The organism is Nitrosospira multiformis, from assembly GCF_900111585.1.
Taxonomy (GTDB): domain Bacteria; phylum Pseudomonadota; class Gammaproteobacteria; order Burkholderiales; family Nitrosomonadaceae; genus Nitrosospira; species Nitrosospira multiformis_B.
Window position 1 is genome coordinate 591,016 of sequence record NZ_FOHI01000001.1, and the last position, 18,896, is coordinate 609,911.

Genomic DNA, 18,896 nt, shown 5'->3' on the forward strand with positions numbered 1-18,896 from the left:
CTGCTCGCTCGCGGCTATCTCAACCGGGGTGGCCTGACTGCTGAGCGTTTCATAGCCGATCCCTTCGATGAAGGAGGCGGACGGCTCTACCGCACGGGGGATTTGGCAAGATGGCGCTCGGACGGTCAGATTGAATACCTGGGGCGGCTGGATCATCAGGTCAAGATACGGGGATTCCGCATCGAACTGGGCGAAATCGAAACGCAATTGCTGGCGCAGCCGGGAGTCAGGGAAGCGGTGGTGGTTGCCAGGGAAGGGGCCGGTGCCTCCAATCCTGCGGGAGGAGCAAGACTCGTTGCCTATGTTTCCTTGCATGCGGACGCGGAGATGGAAGTTTCGCGACTGCGTGAAGCGTTGGGTAAGGTTTTGCCAGACTACATGCTGCCTTCGGCGATTGTAGTGCTGGAGAGTCTGCCGCTCAATCCGAGCGGCAAGGTAGACCGCAAGGCCTTGCCTGAGCCGGAGTTTACCCATACGGAGCATTATGAGGCGCCGCAGGGGGAAGCGGAAGAAGTTCTGGCGGGTATCTGGGGGCAGGTGTTGGGTGTGGCAGAGGTGGGACGGCATGACAACTTCTTTGAGCTGGGGGGCGATTCCATACTCAGCCTCCAGATCGTCACTCGAGCGCGCCGTGCCGGCTGGAAGATCACGCCACGCCAATTGTTCGAGCGGCAGACCATCGCTTCGTTGGCGGCGGTGGCAATGGCACTCGAGGCTCAAGATGCAACCGTTGCTACCCTAACCCCAATCGCAAGCGCAGAACCGAAAGAAGGATTGAGCGACGGAGGCTCGAGGAGACTCCTACCGCTGCTGCCTATTCAGGCTGAATTCTTCGCACAGGAAATTCCTGCGCGACATCACTGGAACCAGGCCGCGCTCCTGGAAAGCCGGGAGCACCTGGATCCTGCACATCTTGGACAAGCACTGGAAGCCGTGGTGCGGCACCACGATGCGCTTCGTTTCCGTTTCGCTAGAAATGAGGGCGGCCAATGGCAGCAGTTTTGTGGGCAACAGTTTTGGGGGCAGCAGCCTTGTGGGGAATCCATTTCGGATGATTTGTTATGGGTGCGCAAAGCTGCTACCGCCGCCGACCTGGAAGCGCTATGCAACGAGGCGCAGCGCAGCCTGAATCTCATCGAAGGCCCACTGCTGCGCGCTGTGCTTTTCGATATGGACGATGGCAGCCAGCGGTTGTTGCTGGTCATTCATCACCTTGTGATTGACGGTGTTTCCTGGCGTATCCTGCTCGAGGATTTGCAGAATGCCTATAGTCAGGCCCGGAACGCCCAAGCTATCGCATTGCCCGAAAAATCGGGCGGCTATGAGGTATGGATCGAGCGGCTGCAGCGTTATGTGCATGAAAATACAGAAGAACTTGTTTACTGGCGAAGCTTGACGAGAGTACCGGCCATACTGCCCCGCGATAACCCAGAGGGTGCGAGCTTCGTCCGGCTCCAGTGCGATGCTGTGCTCAAGCTGGGTAAGGCGCAGACCCGCGCCTTGCTCAAGGAAGCGCCCGCAGCCTATCGTACTCACGTGAACGACCTGTTGCTTACCGCTTTGGGCAGCGCCCTTTGCTGGTGGAGCGGCCATAAGGCAATCCTGATCGATCTTGAAGGCCATGGCCGGGAAGATTTATACGATACCGACCTTTCGCAAACGGTCGGCTGGTTTACCACTCTCTATCCGGTGATGCTCGATCCATCCGGGGATCTGGATCAGAGGATTAAGCGAATCAAGGAAAACCTGCGGAAGATACCGAATAAAGGATTGGGTTACGGACTGTTCAAATATCACGGCACGCCCGAACAGCGTGAATTCCTGGCATCCTTGCCCAAGCCCGAAGTCGTATTCAATTATCTGGGGCAACTGGATGCGAGTTTCGACGAAAGCGCACTGTGGACGTTGGCGGCCGAATCGATAGGGGATCTGACCGATGAAAATGCACCTCTCAGTCATGATATTTCCATAAATGGTCATGTTTATGAGGGCGAGCTGTGCCTTACGGTGAGCTATAGCGACGCGCGTTACCACAGGGCGACAATTGAGGCGTTCATGAACGTTTATCAGGCTGAGCTTGAAACGTTGATTGTCCATTGCACCAGCGGCATACAAGGCCTTGCTCCTTCGGATTTCCCTCTGGTCGAACTCACCCAGCGCGAGCTGGACAGTCTGCCCGTAGCCACCGCACAGCTTGAGGACCTTTATCCGCTTTCTCCATTGCAGGGGGGCATACTTTTCCACAGCGTATTTGACAGGGACGACCACGGTGTTTACCTCAATCAGTTGAGGGCCGATATCGAGGGACTGGATGCAACTCGTTTCAAGGCTGCATGGCAGGCTGCGGTGGCTTGCCACCCAGTGTTGCGGACAGGTTTCGTGATTCAGGATAGCAAGCCCCTGCAATGGGTAGCCAAGTCCGTCGAGCTGCCATTTGTGGAACACGACTGGCGGACCAGGGAGGATAAGGAGCATAGGGAGGATAGGGAGCGCGATCTTGAGGCATTGGCCCGGGCGGAACACGCCTCGGGTTTTGATCTTACCAGACCTCCGCTCATGCGCCTCGCGCTGGTGAGATTGACCGACGAGCGGTACCACTTCATCTGGACGATCCATCACTTGCTGCTTGACGGATGGAGCACTTCCCAACTGGCCGGGGAAGTATTGCGGCGATATGCCGGAGAGCTCTCTCCAGTTCAGGAAGCGTCGTTTCGGGACAGAGGCGAGTATCGCCGATTTATCGAATGGCTGCAGCATCGTGATATGGAAGCTTCCGAAGCATACTGGAGGGAGCGGCTGAAGGGAATCGGGGAGCCGACGCGGCTGGCGGCGACATTGCCTGCGCATCGAGAAAATTCCGATCATGAAGAGTATGGGGAGCATTTCACTGAACTGTCGCTCTCCCTTTCCGAGAGGTTGATTCAGTTTGCCCGTCGCGAGCGCGTCACCCTCAACACTCTGATACAGGGTGTCTGGGCGATCTTGCTGAGTCGGTACACCGGGAAGCAAACCGTTCTTTTCGGCGCTACGGTGGCGGGAAGGCCGGCAACCTTGCCGGGAGCGGAGCACTTGCTGGGATTATTCATCAATACGCTTCCCGTGTCGGTAACGCTCCAGCCCGAGTACCAGATCGGCGCATGGCTACGCGACTTGCAAGCGCAGAACCTCGCCTCGCGCGAACACGAGCAAACACCTTTGTATGAAATCCAGCGCTGGCTGGGACAAAGCGGGCAGGGATTATTCGACAGCATTCTCGTGTTCGAGAACTATCCCATGGATGAGGCGTTGCGCGAATCGACTCCAGGCGGGCCTGCTTTTTCCAATATCCGTAATCGCGAAAGCAGCAATTATCCGATGATGGTATCGGTCATGCAGGGTAACGTGCTATCGCTGGGTTACAGCTACGATTGCAGATATTTCTCGCGAACGGCGGTGGAGTCCATTGCGAAGCAACTTAAACGGCTGCTTGACAGGATTGCCACCACTCCCGCGAATTCGCCACAAAGATTGGGCGACATCGACATACTGAGCGAAGCCGATTGGGCACAGCTTAAGGTCTGGGGGATCAACGAGCAGCGCTATGCCAATACCGAGCCTGTACACAGGCTGATCGAACGGCAGGCTGAAGAGCGGTCAGGAGCGGTTGCCCTGGTCTTTGGCGATGTCGAATTGAGCTACGGCGAACTGAATCGAAGAGCGAATCGTCTGTCGCACCGCTTGATCAGGCTTGGGGTTGGGCCGGAGGTCAAGGTAGGCATTGCGGTGGAGCGCTCGATCGACATGGTGGTGGGATTGCTTGCCATCCTGAAGGCGGGCGGGGCATATGTGCCGCTTGATCCGGAATATCCGCAGGAGCGGCTGGCCTACATGGTGACAGACAGTGGCATCGGGCTGCTCCTGACGCAAAGCCGGGTTCGATCCGCCATCCCCCATTCTGACCAATGCGTGGTACTGGAACTGGACAGGCTCGATCTCGAGGAGGAATCCGGCAGCAACCCGCAAGTCGCCCTGCATGGACACAACCTTGCCTACATCATCTATACCTCAGGCTCTACAGGAAAGCCAAAGGGAGTAGGGGTAGTGCATCATGCGCTAAGCCATTTTCTTACCAGCATGGGCGAGCTTCCAGGTATGAACGCCCAGGATACGCTTGCGGCGGTGACCGCACTGTCGTTTGACATCGCTGCCCTGGAGCTCTATCTGCCTTTGAGTGTTGGCGCACGCCTCGTGCTTGTTCCGCAGGGGGTCAACCGCGATGGTCTGGCCCTTGCGCAACTCCTTCAAACCCACCGTCCCAGCGTCCTGCAGTCCACACCTGCCGGATGGCGCATGCTGCTTGCAGCCGGATGGGATCCTCTGCAAGGAAAAGCAGAAGGAGAAATACACGGTGGAGACAACAAACCGTTCAAGCCCTTGAAAGCGTTGTGCGGCGGCGAAGCGCTTCAGCCCGACCTTGCCGGTCAGTTGTGCGCGCACGGCGTCGAGTTATGGAATATGTATGGGCCCACTGAAACCACTATCTGGTCCGCAGTGGGAAAAATCGACCAAAGCGGAGCACCGGTATTGGGTAAGCCTATAGCGGCCACCCGGGCATACATCCTCGATGCGAATCTCAATCCTGTTCTGCCAGGCGTGGCTGGAGAACTGTATCTCGGAGGGATAGGGTTGGCGCGTGGCTATCCCAACCGTGGAGGACTGACAGCAGAGCGTTTCATAGCCGATCCTTTCGATGAAGAAGGAGGACGGCTTTATCGAACTGGCGACTTGGCAAGATGGCGCGGCGATGGGCAGATCGAATACCTGGGGCGATTGGATCATCAGGTCAAGATTCGAGGGTTCCGCATCGAACTGGGTGAGATCGAAGCCCAACTGCTGGCTCAGCCTGAAATCAGGGAAGCGGTGGTAGTTGCGCGGGAAGGAGCCGATGCTGCCCTGGCAGCCACTGATACGCGGTTATCAGGAGGCGCGAAGCTTGTGGCCTATGTTTCATCGCATGGCGGGGAAGATGTGGATGTTGCCTTACTGCGTCAGGCACTAGCCAAAGGGCTGCCGGACTATATGATTCCTGCGGCAATCGTTGTTTTGGAGAGTTTACCGCTTAATCCCAACGGGAAGGTGGATCGCAAGGCCTTGCCCGACCCGGAATTTGCCAACACGGAGCGTTATGAGGCACCGCAAGGTGAAGTGGAAGAAGTGCTGGCGACCATCTGGGCCCAAGTGCTTGGCGTAGCCCAGGTGGGTCGGCATGACAACTTTTTTGAGTTGGGGGGCGATTCCATTCTCAGTCTTCAAATCGTCACCAAAGCCTGGCGTGCCGGCTTGAAGATCACACCCCGGCAGTTATTCGAACAGCAAACCATCGCTTCGTTGGCAGAAACAGTGGAGGCCATTGAGGAACCGATTGCAGAACCGGCCAAGCCCGAGCGGGGTTATCTGCGCGATTACCTGGGCTCTGCAGCGATTGCAGGGCTCCCATTTACAGAGGATGAAATTGAAGATGCTTATCCTTTGTCACCCACACAGGAAGGCATGCTGTTTCATACCATGGAAACGGCAGCGGAAGGCGCGGGTCTTTATGTAAATCAGCTCAGCGTGGAAGTTGAGGGGTTGGACCCGCAACGATTGGCAAATGCATGGATGACTATGGTTAGCCGTCATCCAATACTGCGTACCGGTTTTCTATGGCAAGCTGGCTTGACGCGTCCGCTGCAAATCATCTTCAAAAAAACATATGCCCCTGTCGCCCCTGTCGTCCACCTGGATTGGCGCGGACTGGATGCGTTGGAATCACGTGTTGCTGCCTATGCAGAGGACGAGTTGAGACGGGAATTCGATTTTCTCATGCCTCCACTGGCGCGGCTTGCCCTCATACGCCTTGCCGACGATCGCTACCAGCTGGTATGGACGCGGCACCACATATTGCTCGATGCGTGGGGGGACGCCATCCTCATCAGCGATTGGCTGCGCTGTTACGCCGGGCAGGCGCTTGCTGCGCCAGGACCGGATTATGGTCACTATGTACGATGGCTTCTGCAACAGGACGAGCAGGCGACCAAGGCTTTTTGGGAAGCCGAACTTGCAGGGGTTGAGGGGCCGACTCTGTTGGCGAAGTCGACAGGCAAAACAACAAACGGAGCAAGCGAGCCAGACACGCGATCAGGGTTTGCGCAGATATATACTCTTCTGAGCATCGAGGAAACCCGTCGGCTGAAAGCCTTTGCGCAGCGGCAGCAAGTGACCCTCAATACTTTCGTACAGGCAGCATGGGCATTGCTTTTGCAACGGTATACCGGCAAAGATACCGTGGTATTCGGCGCTACCGTGGCGGGACGCCCCCCCAGCCTGTCAAAAGCCGAGGAAATAGTGGGAATGTTCATCAATACCATTCCCGTTCCGGTTGAGCGGAAAAGTGAATTGACAGTAGCGGAGTATCTCGGCCTGCTGCAGAAAATGAATGCAAGATTGCGTGAGCATGAGCACGCATCCCTTGCAGATATTCAACGATGGGCCGGTTCCTCCGGTCGGCCCCTCTTCGACAGCATTGTCGTGTTCGAGAATTATCCCATCGATGAGGCAATGCGTAGCAACGAGCTTTATGGACTGCGCTTTGGGGAAATCAAAGGCAAGGGACTGACAGGATACGTGATGGATTTACAGGTCGTGGTGGACGACAGGTTGGAAATCGAATACTGCTACGGACGCGCCGAGCTTCCCGACGACCTCGTGCTTGATTTGCGCGCGCATATGGAATTCCTGATGAGGGAAATGATGGCTCATCCGGAGCGGCGTGTGGGAGAACTGGGATGGATGGAAAAAAGAGAGATTGGCCACCTCCTTGCCCTCGGATCCAATGCACATTTGGAAACCTTGCCATCGCGGCTTTCGCGTCAGTTTGTGCACAACCTGATCGAGCAGAACGCGGAACAACATCCTGAAGCGATTGCGCTGCTCATGGGTGAACAGGAACTATCCTACGCGGAGTTGAATGAGCGGGCAAACCGGCTGGCGCACCATCTCGCCCGTATGGGTGTGGGACCGGAAGTGAGAGTAGGAGTGGCGATGGAACGCTCGCTCGAGGTCATTGTCACGCTACTGGGCGTGCTCAAGACTGGCGGAGCCTATGTACCACTCGACCCCGAATATCCGGTAGAGCGCCTGTCCTTCATGGTGAAGGACAGCGGCATGTCGCTCCTCTTGACGGAAGAAAAGTTGCTTGCCAAGCTCGGCAGCGGCTTTGGGGTGCAGGCGCTGTTGCTGGATTCACTGGATCTCGCGGCAGAATCAGGCTCTAACCCCGATATTCCCCTCCATGAGCATAATCTGGCATACATTATCTACACATCGGGCTCGACCGGGCTTCCCAAGGGAGTGGCGGTCGCGCACGGTCCACTGAGTATGCACTGCCGAGCCACGGCGGGAATTTATGGTATGACCTCGCACTCATGTGAGCTGCTCTTCATGTCATTCTCATTCGATGGCGCACATGAGCGCTGGCTGACCGCACTGACAGTCGGCGCCGGCCTGGCAGTGCGCGACCAGGAACTGTGGACCGCGGAGCAGACATACGACGCTTTGCACAGCTATGGCATTACCAATGCGGCATTTCCACCCGCTTACCTAGGCCAGGTTGCCGAATGGGCTGCGCCACGCAGCGATCCGCCCCCGGTAGAGCTTTATGTCTTCGGAGGCGAAGCCATGCCCAAGGCTTCCTACGACCTGGTGCGAAAGACCTTGCGGCCGCGCATTCTGATCAATGGTTACGGACCCACCGAGACGGTTGTTACCCCATTGATCTGGAAGACGGAAGCAAGCAACAGTTTCGATTGCGCCTACGCACCTATCGGCAGACCCGTGGGAGAACGTACCGCGTATGTGCTCGACGTCGATATGCAGGCGGTACCTGTAGGCATGATTGGAGAATTGTACATCGGCGGCTACGGCCTTGCTCGCGGGTACTTGGAACGAGCGGGGCTGACAGCGGAGCGCTTCGTAGCCGATCCATTTGATGGGAATGGCGGGCGGCTCTATCGCACGGGTGATCTGGTGCGTTGGCTGGAGGACGGCAATATCGAATATATCGGCCGTGCTGACCATCAAGTGAAGATTCGCGGGTTCCGGATCGAGCTGGGCGAAATCGAGGCATGCGTACGTGAGCTTACCGGACTGACCGATATTGCAGTCGTTGTGCGGGAAGGGGCGGGAGGACCGCAACTCGCCGCTTATGTCGTGCGGAATGAGACGACGGGGACGACTGTGCCAGCCCGGAAGGGGAGTGCAGAGCTGGGAAGCACGCTGAAGCAGCAACTTGCCAGGCGGCTGCCCGAATATATGGTGCCCACGCATATCGTCATCCTGGATGAGCTGCCTCGACTGCCCAGCGGCAAGCTTGACCGCAGTGCATTACCGGAGCCGGATGCTGTTGCTGCCGACACTTATCGAGCACCCTCTACTCCGGAAGCCAGGCTTCTGGCTCAGATCTGGCAGGAGGTGCTGGGTGTGGAACGGGTAGGCGAGACCGACAACTTCTTCGCCCTCGGCGGAGATTCGCTCTCCAGCCTGAAAGTCATGGCTCGAATGCGCAACCTGCCCGGGTTGAAATTCGATTTCAAGCTGCGGGATCTGATGCAACGTCCAACCATTGCCGGTTTGCTCGGCCCGGACGTTGAGGCTTCTGACAAAACACAGCCACTGCTGCTGTTAAACCAGCGCGACGAAAAAGCGCAACTCGAGCCATTATTCTGCATCCATGCCGGATTGGGAACAGTGTTCGACTACCAGCCGCTTGCGCGGCATCTGCAGGGTAAGCGAACAGTCTATGGAATACCTTGCCGCATGCTCTCCGACCCCCAGCATCGCGATACTTCTCTCGACAAGATGGCGGCAGATTATGTCCAGATCATTCGCCGGACACAGCCGGAGGGACCCTACCATCTGTCAGGCTGGTCCCTTGGCGGCACTCTTGCAGCCATGATGGCTGCGTTACTGGAGGCGGAGGGGCAGGAGGTAGCGTTTCTGGGTCTCATCGATTCCTTCATTCCCGTCATGGACGAATCCGAGCCCGATGACTGGCGACAGGATTTTTCCGATTTTGTTTCCGTGGTGCTGCCCGGAGCGAAAATCGATGGCGCGGATGGAGTTTTTCCTGATGGAAATCAAAAGAGTTGTCTGCAATCCTTGAAGCAGCCATCGAGAGAGGCTTTGGCAGGTTTGCTGGATGAATTGATCTCCACCATGCCGGCTTCGGAAGGTGCAGCTTCGCCTACGAAAGAGAAGCGCGGCGGGTATGCGGATCTGGGAGCAAGCGAACTTGCTCGTATCTTCGGCATTGCGCGGCACTTGAAAGCGCTTGCTGCACAAGCTCCGGAATTAGGCTGCTTGAACATCCAGCCCGCCTGCTGGTGGATTGCGACCCGCCCCTTGTCCGACCGGCTGGCTCTTTCAAGGCAAACAGGCCAGCCTGAATTGTCCGGAAACGAAATCGATATCGATCACTTTTCGATCATCCGGGCGGAAGCGTTGTTTGTCGAGATGGAAAGTAGGCTTCGATCTGGTGGTGCCAGGACAGCAATTCCCTCGAAGGTTCTATAACCTTTGCGCCTTGTCTTCCAGTCTTTATCGGCTATAAAGAAATATTGGTTTGATATGAAAAGTGCTCGAAGTTAGCTCGATAATCCAAAAGGAAAGAACAATGAACGTATCTGAATATGTTCGCGTTACCAGTCTTCCTTACAGCTCCCTCTCGCACGAACTCAACATTTGGGGCAAGCTTTTCTCATCGAAGCAGCTCGCATTCAACATGCAGATGCAGACCCAATCCAACTGGTGCTGGGCGGCAACCGCAACGAGCGTATCCCATTTCTATTGGTGGTGGAGTACGTGGACGCAATGCCGGGTCGCAAATGGAGAGCTTGATCATAGCGACTGTTGCGACACTCCCGTTCCCTCGGCATGTAATGTGCCCTGGTATCTCGACAAAGCCCTCACTCGTACCCACAATTTTGTCAGCATAATGGGCGGGCAAGCCAGTTTTCAGGCGGTGAAGAGTGAAATAGACGCTGGCAGACCCGTCGGGGCGAGGATCGGATGGAACGGCGGGGGCGGCCACTTCATGGTGATTTATGGTTATAGCCGTGTCCTTGCTCAGGAGTACTTTGATATCGATGATCCGATATATGGAAAGAGCCATCTTGCTGTCTCCGATTTTGCCAGCAATTATCAAGGAAGCGGCACCTGGACACATACGTATTTCACCAAGAGCTTTTTCAAAATGCCAATAAAATATCTCATCCCGCTAGAGTCTATACTTCATCGCATATGGGAAGCTCGTTCACTGCTCCAGATAAAACAGGGAAAAATTCCGGCAACCGAATCCGCAGAATCGCGTGCATCTCGAGAAACAGAGGATGAAAAACGAACATCTCTGGGCATGGCGCAGCGCGTATATTCCCTGGGGCTGGATTCATTGCTCGGTTCGCGGCAGGTAGCTCCGAAACCCGTTGCCTTGCGGGTTTACGAAATTGTAGGAGACACTCCCCAGGCTTTTTACGATGTTACCGAGGAAGGCGAGTCCCGCGTGCTGCAAATGTCCGCGGCACAACGGCAACTGGATTTATTCTCGCAAGGTTTGGCCAAAGTTCTGGAGGCGGTGGGAGAAGCGGAGCAGGAGGCTGAACTTCGCGTATTTCGCGTGCCTGCGCTGAATTTCGAAGCGCTATGGATCAGCTATGGAGACGAAGGCAGGGACTTGCTTGTTCCATTGCACGCGGTAGGCCGTCTGGTGCAAAACGAGCCGGTGCCCATGCGTGAGGCCCTGGAGGCGTTACGAGAAGCAGCACGGCCATTGGCAAACATGGATGACACGATGGGAGCGTGAGGGGTGCCATCCTCATCCTGGTTAAGTTCGAGGCGCAGCAAAAGCCCCCCGTAGCTGCTGCGCAACTTCTTCACGCACCTTGCTTGCGTCGTTGAGGATATTCGTCAGGCGCGCAAAGTCGTGCGTCATGCCCTCGTAAATTTTGAACTGAGCGGGAACGCCGGCGTCTCTGAGCCTGTTGGCGTATTCAATTCCTTCATCCACGAGCGGATCGTATTCCGCCAGTACAATAAATGCCGGAGCGAGGCTGCTCAAATCCTCTGCTTCGAGTGGTGCAAAACGCCAGTCTGTCCGGTCTCTTTCGCTGGTCAGGTAATTGCTGAACATCCATTGCAGCGTCGGGGCTTCGAGCAGGTATCCCTTCGCCAGACGGCGGTGCGAATCGGTATCCTGCCACGCGCTTGTGCACGGGTAGAGCAACGCCTGGAATACCGGTTGTGGCCACCCCATTTCCCTGGCGGCGATAGTCAATCCGGTGGCTAGCGTGCCCCCTGCGCTATCGCCTCCCACGGCTATGCGTTGGGGATCGATACCATGAGCGAGTCCGTTGGAAAGAAGCCATTGGTAGGCATCCTGGGCGTCATGCACCGCGGTGGGAAACGAATGCTCAGGCGCCAACCGGTAGCTGACGTTCAACACGCAGCAGGGGGTCAGCGCAGCCAGTGTCCGGCATAGTGAGTCGTGGGAATCCAGGCTGCCGATACAATATCCGCCTCCATGAAAATACAGCAGCGCGGGTGTCGCCAGGCCGTTCAACGGCTCGTCCAGCAGAGGCGCATAGAGTCTTGCCGTTATCTCGTTTCCATCCCGGCAAGGGATGCCGATTTCCTTGACGCTCGCGACCTCCATACCTGGGCTATCCAGAGCCAGGGTGGATATGTCGTATTGTTCGCGCGCTTTCGTGGGCGGCAACTCATGCAAGGGAGGAGCACCGTTGCTGATGCCCGCTTCCACAAGTTCGAGAAATGCTGCAAGATCAGGATCAAGCGCCACGCAAGTGTCTCAGCTATCGTAGAACAAGTTTCTTTGTGCTGACATTAGAACCTGAGTTTCAATGTCCCTATGACGCTGCGTCGCGTCCCCAGGAAGAAGTTTCCGCCGGTGCTGGCCGAATAGTATTTATCATCGAATATGTTGTTGGCATTGATGAGAAACTGCCAGGGGCCGTGATCGTATCGCAGCATTGCATCGAAGAGGGTAAAGGAAGGTGTGGTGCTGGTATTCGCCTCATCATTGAATACCCTGCCCACATAGCGTACGCCACCTCCGATGAAGAACCCCTTCAACCAGCTAACATTCAATGCGCCGAGGTTATAGTCGAGCCAGGCTGAGGTCGTCAGATTGGGTACGCGAACAGGCATGTTACCTATAAAACCACTGGCGTTTTCTGTTACCTTGACGTCGTTATAAGTGAACGCGCCAATCAAATTCATTCCCCGGTAAATTTCCGTTCTTGCTTCCAATTCCGCGCCCCGGGAGCGTATCTCGCCTGCTTGCGACACGCCAATCGGTGTACGGGGATCAGGAATCAAAACGTTGGTTTTGGTCAATTCGAACAATGCCGCCGTAAACAAATTCCTGGTGCCTGGAGGCTGATACTTGATGCCTACTTCGTATTGAGAGGCTCGCGCAGGTTTGAAGGGGCTGTTATTACCAAAATCAATTCCGTATTGAGGTAGAAACGACTGCGAATAGCTGAAATAAGGGGCGATCCCGTTGGAAAAAAGGTAGGTGAGGCCAGCTCTGCCGGTGTATGCGGAATCCTTGCTCGCGGTATGCTGCGGATCGAAAATATTAACGTTGGTAACGCTCGACACCCTGTCGTGGCGGCCGCTCAGAGTCAACACCCACTGGTTGAACTTGACTTGATCCTGCACGTAAAAGCCGACCTGGTCTATCTTTTGGTTGCCATCGATGAATAGGAAATCCGGAGTGGGCACCGGCTGGTTATATACAGGATTGAAAATATCGATGGAGGGAGCGCTGCCTATAAAATGTTTGAGGGTGGACTCAACACGGTTCCAGTCGATTCCGGCCAGTACGGTATGATTGAGGGGACCTGTTTGGGTACGAGCTTCCACGTGCGTATCCAGCACGGTTTGATTCAACCGTTCACGGGTAGCGACTGCACTGCGATCCAAGGTTCGCTCATCTGCAAATCCTGCAGGATTAATGTCTCTATATCTGCCATTGAGCCCCATGAAACGGAAGTTTTGCCGTACCGTGAAGGTGTCGTTGAAATGGTGCTCGAGTTTGTAGCTGAAGGAAGCCTGGTCGCTTGAGTACCGCGTGAAGTTGGGTTCGCCCAGCAACGTATTAGTGGGGTTGCCCTCTCGCGTTGCTACGTAAAAGGCGGCCGCTTCGCTGCGGTTGTTCAGGATATCGCCAAAAAGCGTGACCGATGTCCTGTCGGTGGGGCGCCAGGTCAGTGACGGCGCAATGTAGAAGCGCCTGATCTGGGCTCGGTCTCCACCTGTATTGGGAAAGCGTACCTGGGTGTCCGTATCGAGCGCGCTAGTCACTAGGCGGAACATGAGCGTTCCATCTTCATTGGCCAGGCCAAAGTCTCCAGCGATTCGCTTGCGGTCGAAATTGCCATACTGAAGCTCGACCTCCCGGATAGGAGTGGAAGTGGGCAGCTTTGTAACACGGTTTATGATACCTCCCGCGTCGCCCCGGCCAAACGTGACCGAAGTGGGACCGCGCAATACGTCCACCCGCTCGAGGGAATAAGGGTCGGTAATGAAGTCAGCAAAAAAAAGTCCTCTCCCCTGCTGGCTTAAATTATCCCGGAAGTTGGCAGTGCTCAGGGAGTTGAAGCCCCTCATGCTTACATACTCGAAGCCTGTTCCATTGAAACCAAGTGTGTCAGCTACGACCCCCGGTACATAGCGCAGCGCCTCGGTGAAATTGAGATTTACCCCGCGCATAGTCAGCTCATTGCGATTGATGACTGAAATGGACTGCGGTACCTCTATAATCGGCGTCTTGGTCTTGGTTGCCGTCATGCTGTTTTTAACGCCATATCCCTCCTGGACCCCTTTTTCCCGGATGACCAAGGTCGGCAGAACCGTTTCGGAGGGTTTAGCTGATTCAGAATTTTCCCCCTGCTGCGTATTCTCCTGAGTCGATGGGGCGTTCCCCTTTGAAGCTTTTTCCCCCAATTTGGGAGATTCTGCAGCAGAGGATTCGGCATTACCTTCTGCTGCAGGAACATTCGTTTGAGATTTTTTGGCTGATTCCGGGGAAGCTTCCTGTGCATGCACGTAGCCAGCCACGGACAGGCTGAGGAGTGCGTACTGTATTGCGATTACAAGTTTGGTGGGTCGTGTAAGTGGACAGAGCCCTTTAATAGTTTTTGTATAGGCTTTCATTTTTTTGTAGTTGCTGGTAATTAAAAAATTGTAAGTGGGGGAGGTGTTATCAACTCGTATTCATGAGATTGAAGTAGATTTTCGTTTTCAAGATTCAACGGACGGCCACTGCGCGCACCGGATTTTCTGCCTGCTTCGCAACCGGATCATTGACCATGCTCATGAGCGCCTGTCCTATTTCGTTCGTTCGAACCGCTGTAACTGAAAGCAACGTATCGCTCAATCCATGGGTTGATTCACAGGCCCCCTGAAGGAAGATGGCAGGCCGAAAATTCTGCGTACTTTTCAGCCGGTAGTTGCGGTCTACGCTGAAGTTACTCAGGTAGGGTGAAAGGGGTTTCAGCAAGGATTTGTGATAATCCCGTCGGTAGCCGGTTGCAAGCACGACCGCATCGTAGACAGCGCTGTACTCCCGCCCCCCATTCAAATTGCGCAGAAGCAATTGAATACCGCCTTCCGGCAAGATACTGACGCTTGCGACTTCATGACGTCGCAGAAAGCGGTGGCGGTTATTGCCGGTCACTCTCTGCTGGTAGAACACATTGAAAATCTGTTCGATCAGAACGAGATCGGGTGCAGCGTAATTGGTATGCCAGAACTCCTCCAGGAGAGAAACCCGGTCGTGCTCCGAACGACTGAAAACAAAGTCGGTGAAATCCGCATTGAAGATTTCGTTTACAAAGGGGCTGTCGTCCGATGGCCTGATTGCGCGGGCACGCATGATCAGGTCAACCTGCGGAGCATTCGGGCGATTGTGCAGATCCATGAAAATTTCCGATGCGCTTTGACCTGCACCCACGACCGCTATTTTTCTCGCTTCCTTGTGCCGTTCGATCTCGCGGAGATAGCTGTTCGAATGAAATATGCGTTTGTCACCTTTCAGCGATTGGAAGCATTCGGGGATGCTGGGAACACCGCCGACGCTGACAATGAGATTGCGGGCCAGCCGTTCCCGCACAGTTCCGGTGGAATCCCGCGAACGTACGCGCAGCAGCATCACTTCATCATTACGCTTCTCCGGTAGCACTTCCAGAACTTCTTCGCCGTAAGCACACCGATCGTCGAAATGGGAGGCGGCCCAGGCGAGGTAATCGTTGAATTCGTGGCGGCTGGGAAAGAAGGTTTTAAGGTTGATAAAGTCCTGCAGCCGCTGTTTTTGATGGAGATAGTTGATGAATGTAAAGTGACTGGAGGGATTCCGCAGGGTGACCAGATCCTTCAGGAAGGAAATCTGCATATGCGCATTGTCCAGCATCATGTTTGGGTGCCAGGCAAAACCCGGCTGTTTCTCGATAAAAAACGCGTCTACGTCGTATCCTTCCTGTTTCTTTTCCTCCAGGGTGATGGCAAGCGCAATGTTGGAGGGGCCAAAGCCGATACCGATCAGGTCATGTATTTGCATAGCGATATCCTCAGGATAAAGAAGATATGGAACAGGATGTTGCGATGACATCGCGTGGAACCCACAGTCGTTCTGCAAAGAAGCGTTCCCGCAACAACATGCCGAGCATGGCGCGTTTGTGGGGGAAATCGAATTCCTTGAGATTCGCATAACCGCACCTGGCGAGATTGCGAATCATTTTGTAATTGTCCGTACGAGGTTCTATGACGACGCGTTGCGTCCTGCAATCGTCGAGAAACAGGTAATGGGAGATTGATGGCAGCCAGGCTGTGACGAAAGGCTTGCCACGAAAGCGGGCTTCGCCGATCAGCACGTGCCAGCCTCGATCGAAGTCATCCACATCATAGAAAGGAGCAATACGGTCTTCTTTTGCCCAGTAAACTTCGAAATAACCGAAAGCCTCGTCATCGAGACTCGCGATAAGGGCTGTGACATGAGGATCCGCAGAAATGGCTTGCAGATAAGCCTGATGTTTTGCCAGATCGCCTTCTTCCCGCCAGGATGCCGCTACTACGGGATCATTCATCCAGCGGCTGAAGCGTTCGAGGTCCCGGTGAAGGTCCACGGTGCGAAATGACAGGGTACGGCCGAGCCAATCGATATGGCGCTGGTATACGATGCCGGCCGGTTTGGGGGGGCGCAGTGGATGGCGGCGCCCCTCGCTGAGCACATAGGTCACGGGGAAGGCATAGGGCTGAGGCGGCACCAGCCATATTTTCGGCTGTTGCCAGAAAAGCTCGATATCCACTGTGGTCTGACCGCTCTTGTCTCGAAGGAGAAGACCTGATCGAAGCAGTTCTTCGGCCTGATCGAAAGGAGCCAGGAGATTCAGTTTATCTGCGACAGGAAAACTGACGAACGCAGCTTCAATTGCCGCCAATACTTCCACGAGCTTTGGTTTTTCAGCATCGGATCCCATCCATTCCAGAGTCAGCCCGTCAGCCTGCTGGCCCAGTTGCCACCGCGAATTTTCGACACCATTCACCGGTTGTAAAAGCAAGGTGTTGCCGTCGAGCGTAGCCGAATATGCCGTCCGATCGGGACGGCAAGTAATCGACGCGGCACAAGCCGAGAGATGCTGGCCTTGCTCGTGTAAATGTCCCATCTCGTTTTCCGGATAAGTATTGTGAGAACGTGCTGTCAGGCTACGCTGTCGCTGTTATTCGTGTTCGCTGTATTTCGCGTTGTTATTCTGGTTAAAGACGAATGAGAAACATTATTTTTTACAATTGCTGCTGGATTAATTGCTCATTGTGATAGCGTGGACCTTGGGAGAAGTAGGAGGGAACTCTGTTCTAGAGGAAATGGGGGATTAGAAGGGCCAAGAGGGTAACTGCGTAAGGGGATAACTGCCTAGGCGGATAACGACAAACACTCTTGCTGCAATTGTCTTTCCAGGCCCTGCAAGAGGAAATTGCCCTAAGGAGCGAAATTGCTCCAAGGAATGAAATGCCCGGAACCTGCTTTGGTGATTAACAGGAGATGACGTGAACCGAGAGGTGACATGAACCGTTCAAGCGTAAATAATTTTAATTCTCATTCGTCTTCCCTGATATCCATTTCATTGCGGGACAGCCATGCTCAAGTATCTCATCAACCAATCCAGGGTATTATTGGCAGGCGCTTCATTGGTCACAGTATTCCATGGTGCTTGCAGCGTGTTGCTCATCGCGCAGATCAGTTCCGCCCTTACCGCGACCGAGAGCGAACGCGGAACCCTGGCGCTTGTTTTTATTGCCACTGCCGTTGCCGTGATGCTGAGTTATGTAAGCGCAGCGATCCTTTTCGAGCGCCTGGGACAACGGGCGCATGCGGAATTGCGCAGTTTTGTCGCCAGAAAGGTGCTTGCCGCCGACTACCGTAATCTTGAAACGGTGGGAGCTGCGCGCATACAGTCGGCGCTCGCCGAGCATTGCACGCACGTTGCCGAATTCTTTGTGAGCTTTCCCGTCATCCTGATGAATGCCGTCATCGTCGCCGGATGTCTGCTTTATATGGCATGGCTTTCATGGCAAGTATTCATGCTCGCTATCCTTGTAGTCGGTCTGGGGTCCGTGGGATATCATCTTGCGCATCTGCGCGCAATACGTCACTTGAATATTGCGTCCGAAGAGCAGGACAAACTGTTTTCCTATTTTCGATCCCTGACCGACGGGGCCAAGGAGCTTCGCCTCAATAACCGGAAGCGGAAGGCATTCTATGAGGATGTGCTGTCGGGCTCGATCGAAACCGTGCGCCGTGAAAGGACATTTGGAATGTCCGTCTTCGTCGCATCCGGTGGCTGGGCCCAATTCCTGCTCTATGTGTTTATCGGGATGGTACTATTCGCGCTGGTGAGTGATGGTCCTGACCGCGCTCTGGTCATGACAGGCTACGCGCTGGTGTTCGTTTACATGGTGGGACCGCTCGAAGCGCTTCTGTTGAATATTCCCCGTGCCAATCTGGCCAAGGTTTCTGCGGAGCGGATCGAGGAAATAACTCGGGCGATGACGACTCAGGAGATCGAGACCGATTATTCTTCTCTCCCCAGCTTGCAGTCCCTCGCGCTCCGAGGCGTGTTGCACCGGTATTATCATGAACAGAGCGATGAATTGTTTACCCTCGGTCCCATAGATCTGGATTTCCGTCCCGGAGAGATTACTTTCCTGGTGGGAGGCAACGGCAGCGGCAAGACCACTTTGGCAAAATTGCTGGTTGGACTCTATCCGCCGGAGGAAGGCCAGATAGTTTTCAATGGGAAAGTGGTCGATGAAACAAACCGCGATCTCTACAGACAGCTTTTTTCGACAGTTTTTTCGGATTTTCATCTTTTCGATCGCTTGCTTGAAACGAGCAGGGTTGACCTGGATAATGAAGGCAACCGGCTTTTAGCCAAACTGCACCTGCAAAACAAGGTTAAAGTACAGAACGGGGCTTTCACTACGCTTGCGCTTTCGCAAGGACAGCGCAAACGTCTCGCTTTGGTGGTTGCCTATCTGGAGAATCGCCCGTTTTTTATATTCGACGAATGGGCGGCGGATCAGGACCCGGTATTCAAGGAGGTCTTTTACCGCGAGCTCCTTCCGGAATTGCGCGCCATGGGCAAGGCCGTACTGGTGATATCGCACGATGACCGTTACTTTCATCTTGCTGACCGGTTGATACGTATGGAGAGCGGATGTCTGACGTTCAATGGCTGCCCATCTCTGAAAGATGCCCTGCACGCAACCCCGGTCCCGCCGCTGGTACTTAATGGTGTGACATGAAG

The 18,896-nt window shown here is 54.9% G+C and carries 7 protein-coding genes; 3 read left to right on the plus strand and 4 right to left on the minus strand.

The window, feature by feature from the left end:
- Together BMW46_RS02805 and BMW46_RS02810 are read left to right on the plus strand one after the other, a co-directional pair.
- Complete coding sequence (locus tag BMW46_RS02805) at positions 1-9,588, plus strand: non-ribosomal peptide synthetase (RefSeq protein ID WP_256376925.1); 9,588 nt, start codon at positions 1-3, stop codon at positions 9,586-9,588.
- A 100-nt stretch (positions 9,589-9,688) separates the two neighbouring features.
- Entirely contained in the window at positions 9,689-10,873 is a 1,185-nt protein-coding gene (locus BMW46_RS02810) for a papain-like cysteine protease family protein (RefSeq protein WP_074704257.1), read from the plus strand.
- 21 nt (positions 10,874-10,894) lie between these two features.
- Here BMW46_RS02810 and BMW46_RS02815 read toward each other — a convergent pair whose 3' ends face one another.
- The 4 genes from BMW46_RS02815 to BMW46_RS02830 form a co-directional block, all read right to left on the minus strand.
- Positions 10,895-11,866 carry an alpha/beta hydrolase gene (locus BMW46_RS02815; RefSeq protein WP_074704260.1) on the minus strand — a complete coding sequence of 324 codons (972 nt, stop codon included), beginning with the start codon at positions 11,864-11,866 and terminating at the stop codon, positions 10,895-10,897.
- A gap of 44 nt (positions 11,867-11,910) precedes the next feature.
- Positions 11,911-14,151 carry a TonB-dependent siderophore receptor gene (locus BMW46_RS02820; protein ID WP_256376926.1) on the minus strand — a complete coding sequence of 747 codons (2,241 nt, stop codon included), beginning with the start codon at positions 14,149-14,151 and terminating at the stop codon, positions 11,911-11,913.
- A 190-nt stretch (positions 14,152-14,341) separates the two neighbouring features.
- The gene (locus BMW46_RS02825) at positions 14,342-15,649 is read right to left on the minus strand and encodes a lysine N(6)-hydroxylase/L-ornithine N(5)-oxygenase family protein (protein ID WP_074704268.1); all 1,308 of its coding nucleotides are present in this window, start codon (positions 15,647-15,649) and stop codon (positions 14,342-14,344) included.
- A 10-nt stretch (positions 15,650-15,659) separates the two neighbouring features.
- Positions 15,660-16,754 carry a GNAT family N-acetyltransferase gene (locus BMW46_RS02830; RefSeq protein WP_074704271.1) on the minus strand — a complete coding sequence of 365 codons (1,095 nt, stop codon included), beginning with the start codon at positions 16,752-16,754 and terminating at the stop codon, positions 15,660-15,662.
- Between the two features lie 472 nt (positions 16,755-17,226).
- Between BMW46_RS02830 and BMW46_RS02835 the strand changes: the two genes are divergently transcribed.
- Positions 17,227-18,894: a cyclic peptide export ABC transporter gene (locus BMW46_RS02835; RefSeq protein WP_074704274.1), complete on the plus strand. Its 1,668-nt coding sequence runs from the start codon at positions 17,227-17,229 to the stop codon at positions 18,892-18,894.
- Positions 18,895-18,896: the final 2 nt, after the last annotated feature.